Raw genomic sequence first — 19999 nt, forward strand, 5'->3', positions numbered from 1 at the left:
CAGGCGCCGGAAACGGTCGAGGCGATTGGCGGGCTGGGCGACCTGTTGTTCGAGGCCGGCGACACCGAGGGTGCCGAGGCGCTCCTGGCAACGGCGCCGGAGGCCAAGAAGGATGCACCGCCGCTGGCCGCCCTGCGCGCCAAGATCGCGCTGGCCGCGCAGGCGGCGGCGCTGGGCAATCCGGCCGAGTTCGAGCGGCGGCTTGCGGAAAACCCCAAGGACCATCAGGCCCGTTTCGACCTGGCCATGATCCAGAACGCCATGGGCGATCGCACGGCAGCCGCCGACAATCTGCTGGCCATCATCAAGGCCGACCGGAGCTGGAACGAGGATGGCGCCAGGACGCAGTTGCTGCAGCTGTTCGAGGCCTGGGGCATGACCGACGAGGCGACGCTTGCGGCGCGCCGCAAATTGTCGGCATTGCTGTTTTCCTGAGCCGCTCATGGTTGTTTTGTCGCAAGGGCTTGCGGCGCAAGGCCTGAGCCCCAGATAGGACAGGGCAGGATTGACGCTTCGCGAGGGAAGCGATCGGAGGAACGAGGTGCAAGCGGGAAACGCGCATTATCGGCTCGCCAAGGATCTGCCGTCGACGATCCCACTCTTTCCGCTCGAAGGCGCGCTGCTGCTGCCGGGCGGCCGCATGCCGCTCAACATCTTCGAGCCGCGCTACCTGCAGCTGGTGGACGAGGCGGTCGGCGGCTCGCGGCTCGTCGGCGTCATCCAGCCCGGCCTCAATGGCGCATTGCGCGAGGATGGCGAGCCGGAGCTTTGCAGCGTCGGCTGCATCGGTCGCATCATCGCCTTTTCCGAGACCGGCGACGGTCGCTACCTGATCTCGTTGCAAGGCGTGTGCCGGTTCCGCGTCGCCCACGAGCTGACGGTCAAGACGCCCTTCCGCCAGGCGAAGCCGGCGCCCTTCCTCGCTGATCTCGACGAGGAGCAGGCGGCTAATGAAATCGACCGGCCGGCGCTGCTCAGAGCCTTTCGCGCCTATCTGCAGGCCAATGATCTGGAAGCCGACTGGCAAAGCGTCAGCCGCGCGGAAAACGCCATGCTGGTCAACGCGCTGTCGATGATGGCGCCCTACGGACCGGCCGAGAAGCAGGCATTGCTCGAGGCCGCGGACCTGAAAACCAGGGCCGAAACGCTGATCGCCATCACCGAGATGACGCTGGCGCGCGAGAATGAGGATTTTGGCTCGAGCCTGCAGTAGGGATGCGTCGATATCCAGCCGCCCTGCAAATGACGGCCTGATTGATTTCCTGACATGCTGGGCGTGAAACCGGAAGGGGACCCAATGGCGGATGGGCGCGACGGAAAGAAGACCAATGTTGACCCCAAGCTGCTGGAACTCCTGGCCTGCCCGCTGACCAAGGGGCCGCTGGCCTGGGATCCCGAGCGCGGCGAGCTGGTCTCGCGGGTCGCCAAGCTCGCTTATCCGGTGCGCGACGGCATCCCGATCATGCTGCCCTCGGAAGCGAGGGTGCTCTCGGCCGAGGATGTGCTGTCGCCGCCACGATCAGGTGGGCCGAATTGAGGTGGCGCGGAGCGGTCCGCTCCGCTTCAACCATAAACGTATACAAACCAAGGGATATCCTGGGGTTTTCGCGCCATCGCCTCAGTTCGGCATGGCCAGCGCCTTGTCGATCTGCGGCAGGAGAAGCTCCCTGGTGGACTCTGGCGTCAGCGGGCCGACATGCTTGTAGGCTATCTTGCCATCCTTGCCGATGACGAAGGTTTCCGGCACGCCATAGACACCCCAGTCGATCGCCGTGCGGCCGGCTTCGTCGACGCCGATCGCCTGGAACGGATTGCCGAGGTCGCCGAGGAAGCGGCGGGCGTTTTCCGGCCGGTCCTTGTAGTTTAGCGCCGCCATCGCGAACCTTTTGTCCTGCGCCAGCGCGAGAAGCACCGGGTGCTCTTCCCGGCACGGCGCGCACCAGGACGCAAAGACGTTGACCAGCGTGACCTTGCCGGCGAAGGCTTTCGAATCGAGCCCGGGCAAATTGCTGCCCTCCAGGGGCGGCAGGTTGGTCCGCGGCGCCGGCAGGCCGATGAGCGCCGACGGCACTTCCGAGGCATCGCGTCCCGACAAAAGCTGCGACAGGAACAGTCCGGCCAGTCCGAGGAAGACCAGCAGCGGCAAATATACGAAAAGGCGGCGACGGGCCGGCGTCGGCGTTTCCGTCCCTGTGCTCATGGCTTGGCTGCCTTGTCGGAACGGCGGCGCACGCCGGCCGCCTCGAGTTCGGCGAGTTCGCGCTTGCGCGCCCGCTGGTCGATGAGTATCCAGCCGATCAGCCCGGCCAGTGCCACGGCGGTGATCGCGTAGGCCGCCGCGACGTAGAGCGCATGCGCGCTCATGCGCGCCGCTCCATCGCCAGTTCCAGCCGGGTCTTTCCGCCTCGTTCGATCATGTCTTCCCTTAGCCGCGCGCCGGCGGCTCCGCAATCGGCCGCCACGCCGCAGCCTTCAGAGCTCTTGCGCCTCAATCCGTGCCGTGGCGCAGCGCCAGCGCCGCGGCGGTCGGCCCCAGGACGCCAAGAAACAGCGTCAGCGCGGCAAGAATGAGGAAGGGCTGCAGGAACGGATCGGGATTGGCCGTCGCGCCATAGCTCGCCGAAACGCCGAAGATCAGCACCGGTATGGTCAGCGGCAGCACCAGCACCGAGATCAAGAGGCCGCCACGCGGCAGCGCCACCGCCACCGCGGCGCCCACGGCACCGATGAAGGTGATGGCCGGCGTGCCGACCAGCAGCGTCAGCGCCGTGGCGCCTATGGCCAACGGTTCCATGTTCATGAACAGGCCGAGCAGTGGGGCCGCGACCACCAGCGGCAGGACGCTGCCCGCCCAATGCGCGACGCACTTCACCAGCACCGTCAGCGCCAGCATGTGCCGGTCGTTGCCGAGCACCAGGAGATCGAGCGAACCGTCCTCGCGGTCGGCCTGGAACAGCCGGTCGAGGCCGAGCAGGCAGGCAAGCAGCGCGCCGATCCACAGGATCGCCGGACCGATGCGGGCCAAAAGCTTGAGATCCGGCCCAACGCCGAAAGGGATGGTGGCGATGACGGCGAGGAAGAAAATTACGCCGGTCAGCGCGCCGCCGCCGGCACGGATCGAGAGGCGGATGTCGCGTAGGAAGAGCGACCACATTACGATGTGGTCCCTTGTTGAAGAAGGGGGGCGCCGTAGGGGGCAGTCATCAAAAGGCCTCCCCCATCACCAACTCTTTCGCCGCCGCCAATCCCAGCGGCAGATGCGTCGCCGCCACGATCATCCCGCCTTCCTCGCAATGCTCGCGCATCAGCCTTGCAAATCGCGCCTCCGAAGCCTTGTCCAGCCCTGCCGTCGGCTCGTCGAGCAGCCACAGCGGCCGATGGCTGACCAAGAGTTTCGCGATCGTCGCGCGGCGTCTTTGCCCGGTCGAAAGATAGCCGAACGGCAAATGGCCGATGCCGCTGAGCCCGACCGTTGCCAGAGCCTCCTCCACATCGAGCCGGCCTTTGCCATGGAACTCCCGCCAGAAGCGCAAATTCTCGGTCACGCTCAGCGCCGCCTTCATCGCGTTCTGGTGGCCGAGATAGTGGCAGGCCGAGCCGATCGAGGGGAACTCGTCGCCGCCGCCCTCGAGCAGCAGACGGCCTTCGGTTTTCGGCAGCAGGCCGGCGACCACCATGAGCAAGGTCGATTTGCCCGAGCCGTTCGGCCCGGTGACGACCAGGGCCTGGCCCTGATCGAGCACAATGCCGATGCCGGAGAAAACCGGCTCGCCGCCGCGTTCGCCGCCCAGATTTTCGGCGATAAGCCGCATCCCTCGCCTGCCCTGAAATCAATGTTTCGCGAACGCTGCCGCATCGCACAAATTTGCTCTGCAACTGTCTAGAACTATTCCACAAAATTCTCTATATGCGGGGCATCCGTGCCAGCGGTCGGCGCGGGAACAGAATTAGCGCCGAACCAGCGCACGCGCCGCCTTGAACGGCTCGGGTTGCTTGGGAACGGACAGCGGAAATGGCCGTACCCGCACCTTTGCGCGTGATTGCATGCCATCGGCGTCCGTTCCCTTTCAGGCTGAACAGACAGGACGGATCGCACGTGTCAAAATCCCTCGACAGTTTCAATTGCCGCCGCACGCTGAAAGCGGGCGACGCCGAGTATGTCTATTTCGACCTCGTCGAAGCCGAGAAGAACGGCCTCACCGGCATTGCCCAGTTGCCCTATTCGATGAAGGTGCTGCTGGAAAACCTGCTGCGCAACGAGGACGGCCGCTCCGTCACCAAGGAGAGCATCCAGGCGGTGGCCGGCTGGCTGACCGACAAGGGCACCGCCGGCGTCGAGATCGCCTACCGCCCGGCCCGCGTGCTGATGCAGGATTTCACCGGCGTCCCGGCCGTGGTCGATCTCGCCGCAATGCGCGACGCCATGGCTTCGCTTGGCGGCGATCCGCAGAAGATCAACCCGCTGGTGCCGGTCGACCTCGTCATCGACCATTCCGTCATCGTCGACGAGTTCGGCACGCCGATGGCCTTCGCCCGCAATGTCGAGCTCGAATATGAGCGCAACGAAGAGCGCTACAAGTTCCTGAAATGGGGCCAGCAGGCATTCCGCAACTTCCGCGTCGTGCCGCCCGGCACCGGCATCTGCCACCAGGTCAATCTAGAATATCTCGGCCAGGTGGTGTGGACCAACACCGAGGACGGCGAAACCACCGCCTATCCCGACACCTGCGTCGGCACCGATTCGCACACCACCATGATCAACGGCCTTGGCGTGCTCGGCTGGGGCGTCGGCGGCATCGAGGCCGAGGCGGCCATGCTCGGCCAGCCGGTTTCCATGCTGCTGCCGGAAGTCATCGGCTTCCGCCTCACCGGCAAGCTCAAGGAGGGCGTCACCGCCACCGACCTCGTGCTCACCGTCACCCAGATGCTGCGCAAGAAGGGCGTCGTCGGCAAGTTCGTCGAGTTCTTCGGGCCTGGCCTGTCCAACATGACGCTGGCCGACCGCGCCACCATCGGCAACATGGCGCCCGAATATGGCGCCACCTGCGGTTTCTTCCCGGTCGACCAGGAAACCATCCGCTATCTCACAATGTCGGGCCGCAGCGAGGACCGCATCGCCCTGGTCGAGGCCTATTCCAAGGCGCAAGGCATGTGGCGCGAGTCCGGCTCCGCCGATCCGGTCTTCACCGACCTGCTGGAACTGGAACTGGACAGCGTCGTGCCATCGATGGCCGGTCCCAAGCGCCCCGAGGGCCGTGTCGCGCTGGAAGGCATTCCGGCCGGTTTCGCCAAGGCGATGGACACCGAATACAAGAAGGCGGCGGAAATCTCCAAGCGCTACGCCGTCGAAGGCACCGACCATGACCTTGGCCATGGCGACGTCGTCATCGCCGCCATCACCTCGTGCACCAACACCTCGAACCCATCAGTGCTGATCGGTGCGGGCTTGCTTGCCCGCAACGCCAACCGCCTCGGTTTGAAGCAGAAGCCGTGGGTAAAAACCTCGCTGGCCCCTGGCAGCCAGGTGGTGGCGGAATATCTGGAAAAGTCGGGCCTGCAGAAGGAGCTCGACCAGATCGGCTTCAACCTGGTCGGCTTCGGCTGCACCACCTGCATTGGCAATTCCGGCCCGCTGCCGGCGCCGATCTCCAAAACCATCAACGACAAGGGTCTGATCGCTGCCGCGGTGCTCTCCGGCAACCGCAACTTCGAAGGCCGCGTCTCGCCCGACGTGCAGGCGAACTACCTGGCGTCGCCGCCGCTGGTCGTCGCCCACGCCTTGGCTGGAACAGTCACCAGGGACCTGACCACGGAGCCGCTCGGCGACGACAGGAACGGCAATCCGGTCTATCTCAAGGATATCTGGCCGAGCTCGGCGGAGATCCAGGAGTTCATCGAGAAGAACGTCACCCGCGAGCTGTTCGCCCGCAAATATGCCGACGTCTTCAAGGGCGACGAGTACTGGCAGAACGTCAAGGCGCCGGAAGGTCAGACCTATGCCTGGGACAACAATTCGACCTATGTGCAGAACCCGCCCTACTTCGCCGGCATGACCACGGGTTTCGGCAAGATCGGCGACATCAAGGGCGCCCGCGTGCTCGGCCTGTTCGGCGACAAGATCACCACCGACCACATCTCGCCGGCGGGTTCGATCAAGGCCGCCTCGCCGGCCGGCAAATACCTGACCGACCATGGCGTCGGCGTTGCCGATTTCAACCAGTACGGCACGCGGCGCGGCAACCATGAGGTGATGATGCGCGGCACCTTCGCCAACATCCGCATCCGCAACCACATGCTGGGCGAGAACGGCCGCGAGGGCGGCTACACCATCCACTATCCCAGCAAGGAAGAGGAATCGATCTACGACGCGGCGATGGAATACAAGAAGGAAGGGGTGCCGCTGGTCATCTTCGCCGGCGTCGAATACGGCAACGGCTCGTCGCGCGACTGGGCGGCAAAGGGCACCAACCTGCTTGGTGTCCGCGCCGTCATCGCCCAGTCCTTCGAGCGCATCCATCGTTCGAACCTGGTCGGCATGGGCGTCATCCCCTTCGTCTTCGAGGAAGGCACCTCATGGGCTTCCCTCAACCTCAAGGGCGACGAGCTGGTCGAGATCGACGGATTGAGCGCCATCAAGCCGCGCCAGACGATGACCGCCAAGATCACCTATGGCGACGGCACGGTGAAGAACGTGCCGATCATCTGCCGCATCGATACGCTGGATGAGCTCGACTACTTCAAGAACGGCGGCATCCTGCAGTACGTGCTGCGCGATCTGGCGGCCTAGAAAACAGTGAGTGGTGAGTAGGACGCAGGGACGCTCCTACTCACTACTCACTACTCACTACTCACTACTCGCTACTCGCAATACCCCTGCCGCGGCCGCGGACCAGCATGCCGCACAGTCCTGCCGGGATGAAGGCAAGGTCGTCAAAGCATTGACCGGCCAGGACCAAAGTCCAGGGCCGGTGCGTTGGCAATAGAGATAGATGGCGGTGAGGAGAACTTGCCGCATGGCGATGATGCCGCCGCTCAATCGAACCACGCCTTGAAATGCAGCGGCTGCTCCTATTGCGGCCTTACCTCCCGATTGCAGCGGTAAATTTCACCGCAACGTGACTTCCCGTTGACTTCCCGTTCTGCCACATATTTCGGCAAAGCAGAACAAAGCCGGCATCACCGGTGGGAATTGGAATGGTCATGGCCTCGCGACGATCATTGTGGCTGGCAGCCTTTGCGCTGGCCTTCTCGGTTTATGCCGGCGCTGGCCGTGCCAGCGAGCCCGAAACGGCCCAGGCCGAGAAACCCGACAGGCCGCTCGGCGTGGTCGAACTGTTCACCAGCCAGGGCTGCAGTTCCTGCCCCCCGGCGGACGCGTTCTTCGCCGAACTCGCCACGAGGCAAGACCTTGTCGCGCTCGCCTATCACGTCGACTACTGGGACTATCTCGGCTGGAAGGACACGCTGAGCCACAAGGAAAACACCGAGCGGCAATATGACTATATGCGCTATTTCAGCAGCCGTTCGGTCTATACGCCGCAGGCCGTCCTGAACGGCCGCATGCATGTCAACGGCGCCAATCGCGGTGAGGTCGACGGCGCGCTTGCCCGCATGGCCCGTGTCGGCGAAGGCATGCGTGTGCCCATCAAGGTCAGCCGCACCGGCGACCGGGTGATCATCGACGCAGGTGACGCCGGCGCCGGCCCGAACGACGCCCATGTCGTCATCGTCTATTTCGACGCGCCGCAGACTGTCAAGATCGGCCAGGGCGAGAACTCCGGCCGTAAGATGACCTATTGGAACGCGGTCACCGGGATCCAGACCGCCGGCATGTGGCATGGCATGGCGCAGCGATACGAATTGCCGCTGAGCGAGATCACCAAGAAAGGCGGCTGCGCCGTGCTTTTGCAGTCGGTCGGCAAGGATGGCCTGCCAGGCCCCATCCTGGGTGCGGCTTTCATCCACAAACCCGGATCCGAGACCTCCCTCGATCGTAAGCTGTAACGTCACGCGGTTCGGCGCAATGCCGGGGACCTGTGACGCAGTTCGCCCGGATGCTCAGTGTCCGGTCAGGCGATCGGCGAAAGCCGCAAGGCGTGAGGTCCGGTCCAAGCCGTTTGCTTCACGCCGGTCGGCGATGCGATAGAGCTGGTACATTGTATGCACGCCGAGCCAGCGCAGTGGTTCCGGTTCCCATTTCTTGACCGTGCGGTTGACCCAGGGCAGCCGGGTCAGCTCGGTGTCGTGGCCGAGCACGAGGTCGCGCAAGGTGCGGCCTGACAGGTTGGAACTGGAAACCCCGAGCCCGACATAGCCGCCGGCCCAGCCAATGCCGCTTTCCCGGTCGAAGCCTGAAGTGGTGCACCAGTCGCGCGGTACGCCAAGCGTCCCGCACCAGGCATGGTCGAGGCGCACGCCCTTGGTCCGCGGCAGCAACCTGGTCAGCACCTCGTGCAACTGGTCGATGGTCGCTTGCTGGGTCCGGCCGCGCACATCGGTGCGCGAACCGAAGCGGTAGGGCACGCCACGGCCGCCCATGGCTATGCGGCCTTCGCGCGTGCGCTGCGCGTAGCAATAAGTGTGGGCGGCATCGCCCAGCACCTCGTAACCGTTCCAGCCGATCTGATCCCACAGTTCTTGCGGCAGCTTCTCGGTCACCACGATGGCGCTGTTCAGCGGCAGCCAGAGACGCTCGTAGCCGGGGATGCCAGCCGTGAAGCCTTCGGTGGCGCGGACGATCTTCCCTGCCCGCACGATGCCTCTGCTGGTGGTGACCTTGCCCTTCTCGATCGCCAGCACCTGCGTCTGCTCGTAAATCGGCACGCCAAGCCGCGCGACGGCCGCCGCCAGGCCTTGCACCAGCTTGGCCGGCTGGACACGCGCGACGTTGCGTACGACGAAGGCGCCCAGCACCTTGTCTATGGCGATCCGCTGGCGCGCCTCCCGCGCATCGAGGAAGGCCAGCCGCTCCGGCGGCATCTCCCAGCCCAGCAGCTCCTCGTATTCGGCCTTGGCGCGCTGCAATTGTGCTGTGTTGGTGGCGACGGTGATGTTGTCGACACGGCGGATATCTGCGTCGATGCCTTCGGCTTCCGTCACCGCGATCACCTCATCGACCGTTCCGGACATGGCGCGCTGCATGTCGATCACCGCGCCGCGCGAGGAGGTCTTTGCGTATTTCTCACGCGACCAGCTGAAGCCGCCCGACAGCCAGCCACCATTGCGGCCCGACGCGCCGTAGCCGGCGAACTCCTTCTCGACGATGGCGATGCGCAGCGCAGGCCGCGCCTTCTTCAAATAATAGGCTGTCCACAGGCCGGTGTAACCGGCGCCGACGATGCAGACATCGGCCTCGATGTCGCCGGGCAAGGCCGGCCGATAGGCCGGCACCGCGCCGATATCGGCATACCAGAACGACACGTCGCCATTGTGCTTGGCTTGCATTTTCTTGAAATCCGTTCCGAAATCAGGTGAGCGTCAGGTCAGCCTTGTCGTCGTCGGGGAGCAGCTTCACGTCGGCGCCGGCGAACAGCACCTCGACCTCGTCCCCGATGACGAAACTGTCTGCTTCCAGCGTCGAGCGCACGATGGCTTTCGAGCCGTCGGCCAGATCGACTTCGTATTTTGAGCCGGAGCCGAGATAGATGGCTTCGCCGATGCGCCCCGTGAGCCGGTTGCGGCCATCGCCGCCTGCGCCAGGGCGGGCGAGCGCCAGCTTTTCGGGACGCAGCAGCATGACCGGCCTGCCGCCATTGGGGAGACGCTTGGCGGTCGTCACCGTCTGGCCTGATATCTCGATCGCCGTCTCCTGGCCCGAGGTGGCGGCGGCCCCGCGCAAGACGGTGGAATCGCCGATGAACTTGCCGACGAACAGTGTCGCCGGCTCGTCATACAGCTCGCGCCCGGTACCGATCTGTTCGATCCGGCCCCGGTTGAACACGGCGATGCGATCCGACAGCACCAGCGCCTCTTCCTGGTCGTGCGTCACATAGACGAAGGTGGTGCCGAGTTCGCGGTGAATGCGCTTGATCTCGAGCTGCAGCCATTCGCGCAGCTTCTTGTCGAGCGCGCCGAGCGGCTCGTCCATCAACAGCAGCGGCGGGTCGAAGACGATGGCGCGGGCCAGCGCCACGCGCTGCTGCTGGCCGCCCGAAAGCTCGCTGGGGAAGCGATGGCCGAAATCCGCCATCTTGACCATGTCGAGCGCTTGGCGCACCCGTCGTTCGCGCTCGGCTCCCGCCACGCCGCGCAAGGCGAGCGGATAGGCGACGTTGCGGCTCACCGTCATATGGGGAAACAGCGCGTAATGCTGGAAGACCACGCCGATGTTGCGCTTGTGCGCCGGCACGCCGACGACGCTCTTGCCCCCCACTTCCAGCGCGCCGGCACTGGCCTCGGTGAAGCCGGCGACGACGTTGAGTGTCGTCGTCTTGCCGGAGCCGCTTGGTCCCAGCAGCGTCATGAACTCGCCGGCCTCGATGTGCAGCGACACGCCGTCCAGCGCCTTGAAGCTGCCATAGGCCTTGCTGATCGTCCTGAGATCGATCGCCGCGCCCCTGCTCTCTTGCCCCAAGGTCATTGGCGTCCTTTCCGCTCGCGGCCAAGAAGAAGCATGCCGCCGCCGATCAGGATCGTGGTGGCAAACAACAGGATCGTGCCGACGGCCGCGACCGTCGGGTCGGCGTCGCGCGTGATGGAAGCGAAGATCTGCACCGGCAATGTCTTGAGGTAGGGATTGGTGATGAACAGCGACACGACGATCTCATCGAAGGAGGTGGCGAAGGCGAACAGCAGGCCCGACAGCATGCCGGGTGCAATCAGCGGCAGCGTCACCGTGCGGAAGGCGGTGAGCGCGCTGGCGCCGAGGCTCGCCGCGGCTGTCTCGAGCCGCCTGTCGAACACTTCGAGATTGGCCGAGACGGCAATCAGCACAAAGGGCAGCGCAAGGATGGTGTGCGCGAGCACGAAGCCGAGCAGCGTGCCGACAAGCCGTGTATCGAGATAGACCGCGTAGATGCCGATGGCCAGCACCACGCCCGGCACCACCATAGGCGTCAACATCAGCATGCGCAGCAGGTTTGCCGGCCGTGCCTTCATGCGGTCGAGGCCGAAGGCGGCAAGCGTGCCGAGCACCGTTGCCAGCACGGCAACGATCGAGGCGACCTTCAGCGAATTGAGGAAGCTGTTCGACCAGTCCGGGTTCGTGGCGAAATTCTGGTACCATTGCCAGGAAAAGCCCTGCGGCGGAAACGCCAGCGACTTGTTCTCGTTGAACGACATCGGCACCACGACCAGCGTGGGGGCCACCAGCCATATGGCCACCAACAGGCAGACAAGGCCGAGGATGACGCGGGTGAGCGGCTTCATCTCCATCAGCGCCGCTCCGCTTCCCGGTACCGGGATCGCATCACGGGCGCGGCGAGCGCCAGCAACACGAAGGTCGTGACCAGCAGCACCACGCCCATGGCGCCGCCACGGCCCCATTGCAGCAGGCTGAGCACCTGTGTCTGCACCAGGGTGGACAGCATGGTCGAACGCGGACCGCCGAGCAAAGCCGGCGTGATGTAGAAGCCGAGCGCCAGGATGAAGACGATGATCGCCCCGGCATAGACGCCCGGCAGCGACAGCGGCAGGTAGATGGTGAAGAAGGCGCGGGACGGCCGCGCGCCAAGGCTTTGCGCCGCGCGCATCAGCCTGAGATCGATACCTTTCATGACCGAATAGAGCGGCAGGATCATGAACGGCAAAAGCACCTGCGCCATGCCGATGACCACGCCCGTCTGGGTGCGGATCAGCCTGATACCACCGAGCCCGAGCGACCTGAGGATCGAGTTGATGACGCCTGAATCCTGGAGCAGGATCACCCAGGACAAGGTGCGAACCACGCCGCTCACCCAAAACGGGATCAGCACACACAAGAGCAGCACCAGCCGGACGCGAGGACCGACCGCGGTCATCAGATAGGCGTAGGGATAAGCGCAAACCACGCACACCAGCGTGACCCAAGCCGAAATGACGAAGGTCCGCTGGAGCACGACAAGGTTGATCGGCGCACTGAAGAACCAGACATAGTTCTGCGCTCCCCACTCCGGTTCCGACAGGCTGCGCAGCACGATGGTCAGTAGCGGATAGCCGATCACCCCGAAAAGCAGGACCAGGGCCGGCAACGCGAGCGCGAACGGCCGCCATGCCCAGCGCCTTTCGGCGGCCGGAATGGTTGGCTCGGACGCGCTCACGGCCTTGCTTCCCGTCAGCCGGTCAGTTCCCGGCCATCAGCGCCGCCCACTTCTCCTGCGCCACCGCGAAGTTCGGAACCCAGAACTTGAAGTTCTGCTTGTAGCCCTGCTTCTGGCGTTCAGGCGTATTGGTCAGGTAGGCGGCGACGGAAGCGTCGACCTTGGGCTGCGCGTCGTTGTTGATCGGCGTGTAGGAGGTCTTCTCCGCCAATATCTCCTGGGCATGCTTGCCGAGATAGGCATTGAGCAACGCATAGGATGCATCCGTATCCTTGACGCCGACGGGGATTGTCATCTGGTCCATCACCACCAGCCAGTCCTGCCAGGCGGGCGCGTACTTGGCGCCGTTCTTGACCGCCGTCATGGCGCGGCCCGTCCACATCATCAGCATGTCGGCCTCGCCGGATTCGGCGAGTTGCTGCGATTCTGCACCCGTCTTCCAGAAGATCGTGTCGGGGCCGAGCTTGCGGACCACATCTATCGCCTTGTCGATATCGGCCACCGTCATCGCCTTCGGGTCGCCGCCGGCAACCTTGAAAGCCTGTTCCAGCAGGCCACCGGTCGGGCTGCCGGAGCCGTCGATGCCACGCACGCCGGGGAATTTTTGAGTATCGAAGAAGTCGGCCCAGCTCTTGGGCGGATTATCCCCGTACTTTTCCTTGTTATACATCAGCACGACACCGTAGTTCATCGCCGGCACCGAGCATTCGCCGACCTGGCCTTCCGGGATTTTCGAGACGTCGAGCTTCGTCAGATCGAGCTTCTGGAACAGCTTGCCGCAATAGACATAGGGCGGCAGGTCGTCGGTATCGACGACGTCCCAGGTCACATTGCCGGACTCGACCTGCGCCTGCAGTTTGGCGATCTCCGTCGGGCCGTCATTGAGGAGCTTGACGCCGGACTTGTCGACGAACTCCTTGAGCGCGGCCGCCTGGCCGTCCTGGTAGATGCCGCCATAGGAAACCAGGGTCAGCGTCTTGCCCTTCAGCGAGCCTTCAGCGACCTCTCCCGCCACCGGCTTGGATTGCGCGAGCGCGGCGGTGGCCGCCAGAAGCAAGGCGACGGCCGCCGCATGTCCAAATCTCAGTTTCATGATCATCTCTCCCATTTGCAGAACTCGCATTGTTTTCATTCACCCGGATGCGAGCGGTTTCCGGGCCTGTATCGATCGAGTTCGAGCGCGCCGGCGGTCGGCGGCGCGATGATCCAGAGCACCTCGGCCGGCGTGTCGCCGACATTGACGGTCCGGTGCGGCACCGAGGTTGCGTATTCGACGCTGTCGCCTTCGCGCATCAGATGGCGCTCGTCGGCAAGCGTCAGTTCGACGGTGCCCCTGAGCACCATGAACATTTCGTGCTCGCCGCCATGCACATAGGTCTCGTCGCCGGTCGAGCCGCCAACCTCGAAATGGCCGGCATAGACTTCGAATTGATGGATCGGCCGCCGCGACAGGAGCATCTTGCGGCCTTGGAGGCCGACCGGAACGACCGGCCGCTCCTCGCGCCTCAAAACCTTGTGCAGGGGACGGGCATTGTCCTCGAACAGATCGTTGATGCCGAGATCGAGAGCGGCGGCGATCTTGAGCAGCGTGCCCGTGTTGGCGCCGCACAGATTGCGCTCGAGCTGGCTGATGAAGCTCGCCGTGGTGCCCGTCATGTCGGCAAGCTGGCGTAGCGAGACGCGCCGGGCCGTGCGCAATGCCTTGATACGAGGGCCGACGCCGCCGGCCTCCGACACGGCCGCCCGGCCATTCAACTGTTTCACTGGGGAGTCCGATGCGTGTGGCATTGTCGTCTCCGTTCCACTTAACACCCTATTAAGTGATACGGAAAATGGCAAGCATGGTCGGCAGAATTGAATAGCGACGTGGGGCTGGCGACCTCGGCCCTACACCGATGCTCGGCGCGCGCAGTCCCGGGTGCAAGGCTCAAAAACGAAAAAACCGACGTCAGCTTGCTTCTGACGTCGGTCATTTAGGTTTTGGGATCGTCGCACCCGGCTTTTCCGAGGAAAAGGCCGAGGTTGGTTCGATCCGACGCAGACCCGTGGGCGGGGGGCTTGGGGTTTACGAGCCGGTGCCGGACCGAACCGTCTCAGGCAACGCCGGTAAATTCGTCGGACATTGGGGCATGAGCGCGGATAAAAAAAGGCAGAAATGTGGCGAACCATCACCAATTCCAACACGCGTTTCACAAACGTGACTGGACGCGGCGGAAACGGCGCGCCGCTGCTTCGGTTCTCCGGCTCTTGCAATTGCGATGCGAAGGGGCCAACTTTGGTTGGCAAAGATTCATTTTTGAGGATCGAGGCAGGCATGACCGATGACGGCGGCGGGATGGGGGATGGAGACGCATCCGCGATATTGATCCCGCTACACGAGGCGCGCAGCGCACGCCTCGACCAGCCGGTCCGCTTCGACCGGCGCGAACTGGACCAGATCCTCAGACTTTACGGACGCATGGTCGCGGCCAATGAATGGCGCGACTACGCCATCGATCACCTCACCGACCGCGCTGTCTTTTCCGTCTTCCGCCGTGCCAGCGAAGTGCCGCTGTTCCAGATCGTCAAGGACCCGAAACTGGCGCGCAAGCAAGGCGCCTTCGCCGTCATCGCGGCGGGCGGGCGCATCCTCAAACGCGGCCAGGAGCTTGGCCGCGTGCTCGGCGTCTTCGACAGCAAGCTGAAGCTGGTATAGGGGTGAATGGCGAATTGAAGAATTGAGGAGCGAAGGAAAAGAGCCGCTTACGTCAGGCGCCGAGTGTCTTATTCCTCAATTCTTCAGTTCTCCCTTCCGGAACTTCCGCTCCGGCAGCGAATCCGAATCAGGTGGCAGCGATGCCCCGCCGTTGAGCGATAGCTGCATGAATAACGTGTCCAACCAGCGCCCGTGTTTGTAACCGGAGCCCTCGAGGCGGCCGGAATGACGGAAGCCGAGCTTTTCGTGCAGCCTCACCGAGGCGCTGTCGGCGCGGCCATCGCCGATCACCGCGACGATCTGGCGGAAGCCTGCCGCCTCGACCGCCGCGACCAGGCTTTGCATTAGTGTAAGGCCGACACCCTGGCCCTTCGCGTCAGGCGCGACATAGACCGAATCCTCGACGATGAAGCGATAGGCCGGGCGCGGCCGGAACGCGCCGGCATAGGCATAGCCAAGCACGGCGCCTGCCTTTTGAGCCACCAGATAGGGAAAGCCGCCGGCCGCGAGTGCGGCGAATCGCGTCCCCATCTCGGTGCGGCTGGGGGGCTCCAGTTCATAGCTCGCCGTGCCGTTGGCAACCGCGTCGGCGTAGATTTCGGTTATGGCGTCGAGGTCGGCGGGGGTCGCAGGCCTGATCACGATATTGCTCATTCTTTATGCAAGCCTCTCCTGTGCTTTCGATAACAGCAGAGGCCCGCGCAAAAGAAAAGGGCGGCCGTTGGGCCGCCCTTCCAGGAGTCGATGGTCCAATGCCGCTTAGCGGCGGTCGCCCATGAACTGGAGCAGGAACATGAACAGGTTGATGAAATCGAGGTAGAGCGACAGCGCGCCCATGATGGCCTTGCGGCCCGCGACATCGGAAGTGTCGCCCTCGAAATACATCTCCTTGATCTTCTGCGTGTCATAGGCGGTGAGGCCGGCGAAGACCAACACGCCTATCGCCGAGACGGCGAAGGTCAGTGCCGACGACTGCAGGAAGATGTTGATCACCGACGCGATAATGATGCCGAACACGCCCATGATCAGGAACGAGCCCATCGCCGACAGGTCGCGCTTGGTGGTGTAGCCGAACAGCGACAGCGCGCCGAAGGCCGCGGCGGTGGCGAAGAAGGTCTGCGAGATGCTGGCCGTGGTGTAGACCAGGAAGATCGACGACAGCGACAGGCCGACCAGACCGGCATAGACCCAGAAGGTGGTCTGCGCGGCGGCGACGCTCATCGACTGGATCCTGAACGACAGGAAGAACACGGCGGCCAGCGGCGCCAGCATGACAACCCAGCGCAGCGGCGAACCGAAGATCGCGTAGCCGAAGGAGGTCAGCATCTCGCCGCTCGGCAGCGTCGCGACGGCCGAAGCCGGATCGGTGGTGGTGGCCAGCATGATCGTGCCGATGGCGGCAAGGCCTGTGATGAGCAGCCCAAGCCCCATCAGATTGTAGACCTTGATCATGTAGGCGCGCAAACCCTGGTCGATGTCGGCGCGGACGCCGGGCACCGCCGACGTCTGATAGTTGCGAATGGGATCAGCCATTGGAATCCTCGTTGCTTCTGCCCCGTCCGGTGTCGGGCCTCTTGCGGACCCAGGCGCCGCTGGGGGGCTCCAGCATGCCTGCGCGGAATATGATGGTTATTCGCCTCGAGAACAAGACCGTAACCGGGTGTAACGGTTCGTGACGGGTCAAAATGCGGCTTCGCCGGCCGTTTCGGACGGCATTCTTACCAAGATTTAACCCGGGCAGGCGGGCGCCGGCCGGCGAATCAGAGGTTTCGCAGCACGGGTGCGGCCTTGTGGCCGAGCACCCGCCAGGTGCCGGCAAGGCCGATGCCGACCGTGATCACCAGCGAAAAGGCAATCGTCGCCACCGCCACCTCGGGCATGAAATGCGATGGCAGTGTCATGATGCGTGCGACCACGAACCAGGCGGCGGCGCTGCCGGCGGCGAGCGCGAAAATCGCGGTGGCCAGTCCGATCAGCATGTATTCCAAAGAGAATGCCGTGATCAGCGTTCGCCTGGTGGCGCCCAGCGTCTTCAGCACCACCGCGTCATGGATGCGCGCCCGGTTGCCGGCGGCAAGCGCGCCGGCAAGCACGAGAACCGAGGCGATCAGCGCCACGCCGGCCGCCGCCCGGATCGCCGTGCCGAGCTGGCCGACCAGCCGGTTGACGATGTCGAGTGCGTCCTTGACCCGCACCGTCGTCACGGCGGGGAAGGCGCGGGTGACGGCGTTGAGGACGCGCGCGTCGTCGGCCGTCGAGGCGTTCTTTTCGGTGAGCGTGGCTATCCAGCCATGCGGGGCGCCGGCGAATGTGTTGGGCGAGAACACCATGACGAAATTGATGCCCATCGTTTCCCATTCGACCTGGCGGAAATTGGCGATGCGGGCGGTGACATTGCGGCCGAGCACATTGACGGTGATCGTGTCCCCGAGCTTCAGCCCGATTTCCTTGCCTTCCTTGTCTGAAAACGAAACCAGCGGCTCGCCGGTATAGGTGTCGGGCCACCACTTGCCTTCGGTCAGCGTCGCGTTTTCCGGCTGCTTGGTGTCGTAAGTCAGGCCGCGATCTCCCTTCAGCACCCAGGCGCCCTCGGCCGGCACCTTAACCTTGTCGACGGCGACGCCGTTGAGCGCCATGACCCGGCCGCGCAGCATCGGCACCTTGGCCAGCGTTCCCCGCGGCGCCTCGTCCGCGATCAGCGAGGAGAACGCATCGACTTCGCTGCCCTGGATGTCGACGAAGAAGAAGTTCGGCGCCCGCTCCGGCAGGCTGCCGGAGATCTGGCGCCTGAGATTCCCGTCGATCAGCGCCAGTGTCACCAAGAGCGTCAGCCCAAGCCCCAGCGAGAGCACCACCGAGGGCGTCAGCGCCCCGGGCCGGTGGATGTTGCCGATGGCAAGTCTCAGCGCGACAAAGCGCACGCGCGGGCTTTTCCTGGCTGCCCATTGCACCAGACCGCCGACGAGACGCAGCACCAGGAAAGCAAAAACGGTGGCGCCGACGAAGATCGAGGCGATGCGCTGGTCGCCCGAAAACAGGATCGCCAGCGCTGCCAGGAAAAGCGCGATCCCGAGCGCGCTAACGACATAGACGGGGCGCGGGAGACCCCGGCCTTCCAGCCCCATCTCCCGAAACAGCGCGGTTGCCGCGCACGTCACGGGCGCGGCCGAGCGGCAGCAGCGCGAAGGCCAGCGTCACCAGCAGGCCGAACAGCGCCGCCATGGCGAGCGCGCCGGGATAGAAGCCGCCTTGCGCCGGCACGGGAATGACCGACCGAAGCGCGGCACTCGCCGCGAACGGCATCAGCGCCGCGAGCACGAGGCCGAGCACGATGCCAAGCGCGGCGATGATCAGGATCTGCACGAGGTAGACGGCAAAGACGAAGCCGCCGGATGCCCCCAGGCTCTTGAAGGTGGCGATGACGCCGCGCTTGCCGTCGAGATAGGCGCGCACCGCGTTGGCGACGCCGACGCCGCCGACCACCAGCGCGGTGAGCCCGACCAGCGTTAGGAACTGCGAGAAGCGTTCGATGTTGGAGGAAAGCGCCGGTGCGGCGTTGCTGCGCGTGCGGATCGACCAGCCGGCCTCCGGAAAATCCTTGGCCGCCTGGTCCTGGATGGCCTTGAGCCGAGCCTCGTCGGCACCGGCGGGCAGCCGGACCTTGTAGGCGTTCTCGACCAGGCTGCCCGGTTGGATCAGCCCGGTGGCGGCCAGGCCCTCGGTCGAGATCATCAGCCTTGGCGCGAAGCCGAACCCGTCGGAGACCGCGTCAGGCTCGGCCACCAGCCTGGCGCGCAGTTCGAACGTGGCGGTGCCGAGCTTAAGCCGGTCGCCGATCTTGAGATGCAGCCGTTCGAACAAGAGGTCGGGTGCCGCGGCGCCGAAAACGCCGAACTGCCCGCCGAACAGTTCTTGCTTCGTCAGCACCGGTTCGGTTTCCAGCGCGCCATAGAGCGGATAGGCCTCGTCGACAGCCTTGGCCTCGACCAGCGCCTGGTCGGACCCGTCAGCCAGGCGCGCCATCGAGCGCATGCCGGCGGTATGCGAAACCACGCCCAGCCCGTCGAGAAAGCCGAGTTCTGCCTGGCTGGCGTCGCGCTGGTTGATCTGGAAGCGAAGATCGCCGCCGAGCAGCGTCTGGCCCTGATCGGCGACACCGGCGGTGATGGAGCGGGCCACCGAATTGACGCCGCCGATAGCCGCCACGCCGAGCGCGATGCAGGCGAGGAAGATGAGGAAGCCGGACAGGCCGCCGCGCATCTCGCGCAGCGAGAAGCGGATGGCAAGCTTCAAGGTCCGCGCCAGCGGCATCAGGCGCTGACCCTGACCGGCGGCGGCGCCTCGATCCGGCCGGAGCGCATCGAAACCTGGCGCGAGCAGCGCGCCGCGAGCGCCGGATCATGGGTCACCAGCACCAGCGTCATGCCGCGTTCGGCGGCCTTGGCGAACAGCAGATCGGCGACCTGCCGCCCCGTCGCCTGATCGAGGTTGCCGGTCGGCTCGTCGGCGATCAGGATGCGCGGCGATGGTGCCAGCGCCCGGGCGATCGCCACGCGCTGCTGCTCGCCGCCGGAGAGCTCGCCGGGATAATGGGTGACGCGGTCGCTGAGGCCGACGGCCGCCAGTTCCCGCTCCGCCACCGAGAAGGGATCGGCACGGCCGGCCAGTTCCAGCGGCACCGCGACATTTTCGAGCGCCGTCATATTGGGGATGAGGTGGAAGGACTGGAACACGATGCCAATGTTTCGGCCGCGAAACGAAGCGATCTGGTCCTCGCTTTTACCGTTGAGGATTTCGCCGGCAATGCGCACCGTACCGGAATCGACCCGCTCCAGCCCTGCCAGCACCATCAGTAATGTCGACTTGCCGGACCCCGACGGGCCGACGATGCCAGTCGCCTCGCCGCGCGCGACGTCGAGGCTGACACCCTTCAATACATGAACCGACGAAGCGCCTTCGCCGAGTGTCAGGGATACGTCTTTCAGCGCGATGACGGCTTCTGTCAAAATGAAAGCGTCCTATATGAAGGGAGGCTCTGCCTGTCGGAAGCCATCGCCGGAAGAATTCT

The 19999-nt window shown here is 64.7% G+C and carries 19 protein-coding genes and 1 pseudogene; 6 read left to right on the forward strand and 14 right to left on the reverse strand.

Translation table 11 applies throughout. The annotated features are described in order from the left end of the window. From X742_RS144925 to X742_RS144915, 3 genes are all read left to right on the forward strand, one after another. Positions 1-435, forward strand: a 435-nt coding sequence (locus X742_RS144925) for a tetratricopeptide repeat protein (protein ID WP_023774430.1), incomplete at its 5' end; no start/stop codon positions are given. Between the two features lie 106 nt (positions 436-541). Continuing rightward, on the forward strand, positions 542-1213 hold the full coding sequence (locus X742_RS144920) for an LON peptidase substrate-binding domain-containing protein (RefSeq protein WP_023774431.1): 672 nt from the start codon (positions 542-544) through the stop codon (positions 1211-1213). An 84-nt stretch (positions 1214-1297) separates the two neighbouring features. Then, a complete protein-coding gene (locus tag X742_RS144915; protein WP_023793525.1) occupies positions 1298-1537 on the forward strand; it encodes a Trm112 family protein in 240 nt (79 codons plus the stop codon). Between the two features lie 81 nt (positions 1538-1618). On the opposite strand, the gene X742_RS144910 is transcribed toward X742_RS144915, so the two are convergent. The 4 genes from X742_RS144910 to ccmA form a co-directional block, all read right to left on the reverse strand. Further along, positions 1619-2200 (reverse strand): DsbE family thiol:disulfide interchange protein, encoded by a 582-nt coding sequence (locus X742_RS144910; RefSeq protein WP_023774433.1) that lies wholly within the window; start codon positions 2198-2200, stop codon positions 1619-1621. Further along, the gene (gene ccmD, locus X742_RS144905) at positions 2197-2364 is read right to left on the reverse strand and encodes a heme exporter protein CcmD (protein WP_023774434.1); all 168 of its coding nucleotides are present in this window, start codon (positions 2362-2364) and stop codon (positions 2197-2199) included. The genes X742_RS144910 and ccmD overlap by 4 nt, the downstream gene beginning before the upstream one ends. 124 nt (positions 2365-2488) lie before the next feature. Further along, on the reverse strand, positions 2489-3154 hold the full coding sequence (gene ccmB / locus X742_RS144900) for a heme exporter protein CcmB (protein WP_023774435.1): 666 nt from the start codon (positions 3152-3154) through the stop codon (positions 2489-2491). 49 nt (positions 3155-3203) lie between these two features. After that, a complete protein-coding gene (gene ccmA / locus X742_RS144895) occupies positions 3204-3812 on the reverse strand; it encodes a heme ABC exporter ATP-binding protein CcmA (RefSeq protein ID WP_023774436.1) in 609 nt (202 codons plus the stop codon). 284 nt (positions 3813-4096) lie between these two features. Here ccmA and acnA point away from each other — a divergent pair, with 284 nt between their 5' ends. Continuing rightward, on the forward strand, positions 4097-6787 hold the full coding sequence (gene acnA, locus X742_RS144890) for an aconitate hydratase AcnA (protein WP_023774437.1): 2691 nt from the start codon (positions 4097-4099) through the stop codon (positions 6785-6787). A 407-nt stretch (positions 6788-7194) separates the two neighbouring features. Continuing rightward, on the forward strand, positions 7195-8004 hold the full coding sequence (locus X742_RS144885; protein WP_023774438.1) for a thioredoxin family protein: 810 nt from the start codon (positions 7195-7197) through the stop codon (positions 8002-8004). 54 nt (positions 8005-8058) lie between these two features. On the opposite strand, the gene X742_RS144880 is transcribed toward X742_RS144885, so the two are convergent. The 6 genes from X742_RS144880 to X742_RS144855 are packed head-to-tail and all read right to left on the reverse strand — an operon-like array spanning position 8059 to position 14000. After that, on the reverse strand, positions 8059-9444 hold the full coding sequence (locus X742_RS144880) for an FAD-binding oxidoreductase (RefSeq protein WP_023774439.1): 1386 nt from the start codon (positions 9442-9444) through the stop codon (positions 8059-8061). 22 nt (positions 9445-9466) lie between these two features. Beyond that, positions 9467-10579 (reverse strand): ABC transporter ATP-binding protein, encoded by a 1113-nt coding sequence (locus X742_RS144875; RefSeq protein ID WP_023774440.1) that lies wholly within the window; start codon positions 10577-10579, stop codon positions 9467-9469. Then, the gene (locus tag X742_RS144870; RefSeq protein ID WP_023774441.1) at positions 10576-11373 is read right to left on the reverse strand and encodes an ABC transporter permease; all 798 of its coding nucleotides are present in this window, start codon (positions 11371-11373) and stop codon (positions 10576-10578) included. Before X742_RS144870 ends, X742_RS144875 begins: the two co-directional genes overlap by 4 nt. After that, positions 11373-12236 carry an ABC transporter permease gene (locus X742_RS144865; protein ID WP_023774442.1) on the reverse strand — a complete coding sequence of 288 codons (864 nt, stop codon included), beginning with the start codon at positions 12234-12236 and terminating at the stop codon, positions 11373-11375. The genes X742_RS144870 and X742_RS144865 overlap by 1 nt, the downstream gene beginning before the upstream one ends. A gap of 22 nt (positions 12237-12258) precedes the next feature. Next, positions 12259-13329 (reverse strand): extracellular solute-binding protein, encoded by a 1071-nt coding sequence (locus tag X742_RS144860; protein ID WP_031248376.1) that lies wholly within the window; start codon positions 13327-13329, stop codon positions 12259-12261. Between the two features lie 35 nt (positions 13330-13364). Continuing rightward, complete coding sequence (locus X742_RS144855; protein ID WP_032922074.1) at positions 13365-14000, reverse strand: XRE family transcriptional regulator; 636 nt, start codon at positions 13998-14000, stop codon at positions 13365-13367. A gap of 550 nt (positions 14001-14550) precedes the next feature. On the opposite strand from X742_RS144855, the gene X742_RS0138150 reads away from it, so the two are divergent. Continuing rightward, positions 14551-14931 carry a DUF2794 domain-containing protein gene (locus X742_RS0138150; RefSeq protein WP_023782086.1) on the forward strand — a complete coding sequence of 127 codons (381 nt, stop codon included), beginning with the start codon at positions 14551-14553 and terminating at the stop codon, positions 14929-14931. A 75-nt stretch (positions 14932-15006) separates the two neighbouring features. On the opposite strand, the gene X742_RS144850 is transcribed toward X742_RS0138150, so the two are convergent. From X742_RS144850 to X742_RS144840, 4 genes and pseudogenes are all read right to left on the reverse strand, one after another. Next, on the reverse strand, positions 15007-15585 hold the full coding sequence (locus tag X742_RS144850) for a GNAT family N-acetyltransferase (RefSeq protein WP_023774446.1): 579 nt from the start codon (positions 15583-15585) through the stop codon (positions 15007-15009). Positions 15586-15690: 105 nt separating this feature from the next. Then, positions 15691-16464 (reverse strand): Bax inhibitor-1/YccA family protein, encoded by a 774-nt coding sequence (locus X742_RS144845; protein WP_023774447.1) that lies wholly within the window; start codon positions 16462-16464, stop codon positions 15691-15693. Between the two features lie 227 nt (positions 16465-16691). Beyond that, positions 16692-19242: pseudogene (locus X742_RS01000000170585) on the reverse strand (ABC transporter permease). Beyond that, entirely contained in the window at positions 19242-19937 is a 696-nt protein-coding gene (locus X742_RS144840; RefSeq protein ID WP_023774450.1) for an ABC transporter ATP-binding protein, read from the reverse strand. Before X742_RS144840 ends, X742_RS01000000170585 begins: the two are co-directional and overlap by 1 nt. Positions 19938-19999 lie beyond the last annotated feature (62 nt).

Origin of the sequence: Mesorhizobium sp. LNHC229A00 (assembly GCF_000502415.1) — a bacterium.
GTDB lineage: Bacteria > Pseudomonadota > Alphaproteobacteria > Rhizobiales > Rhizobiaceae > Mesorhizobium.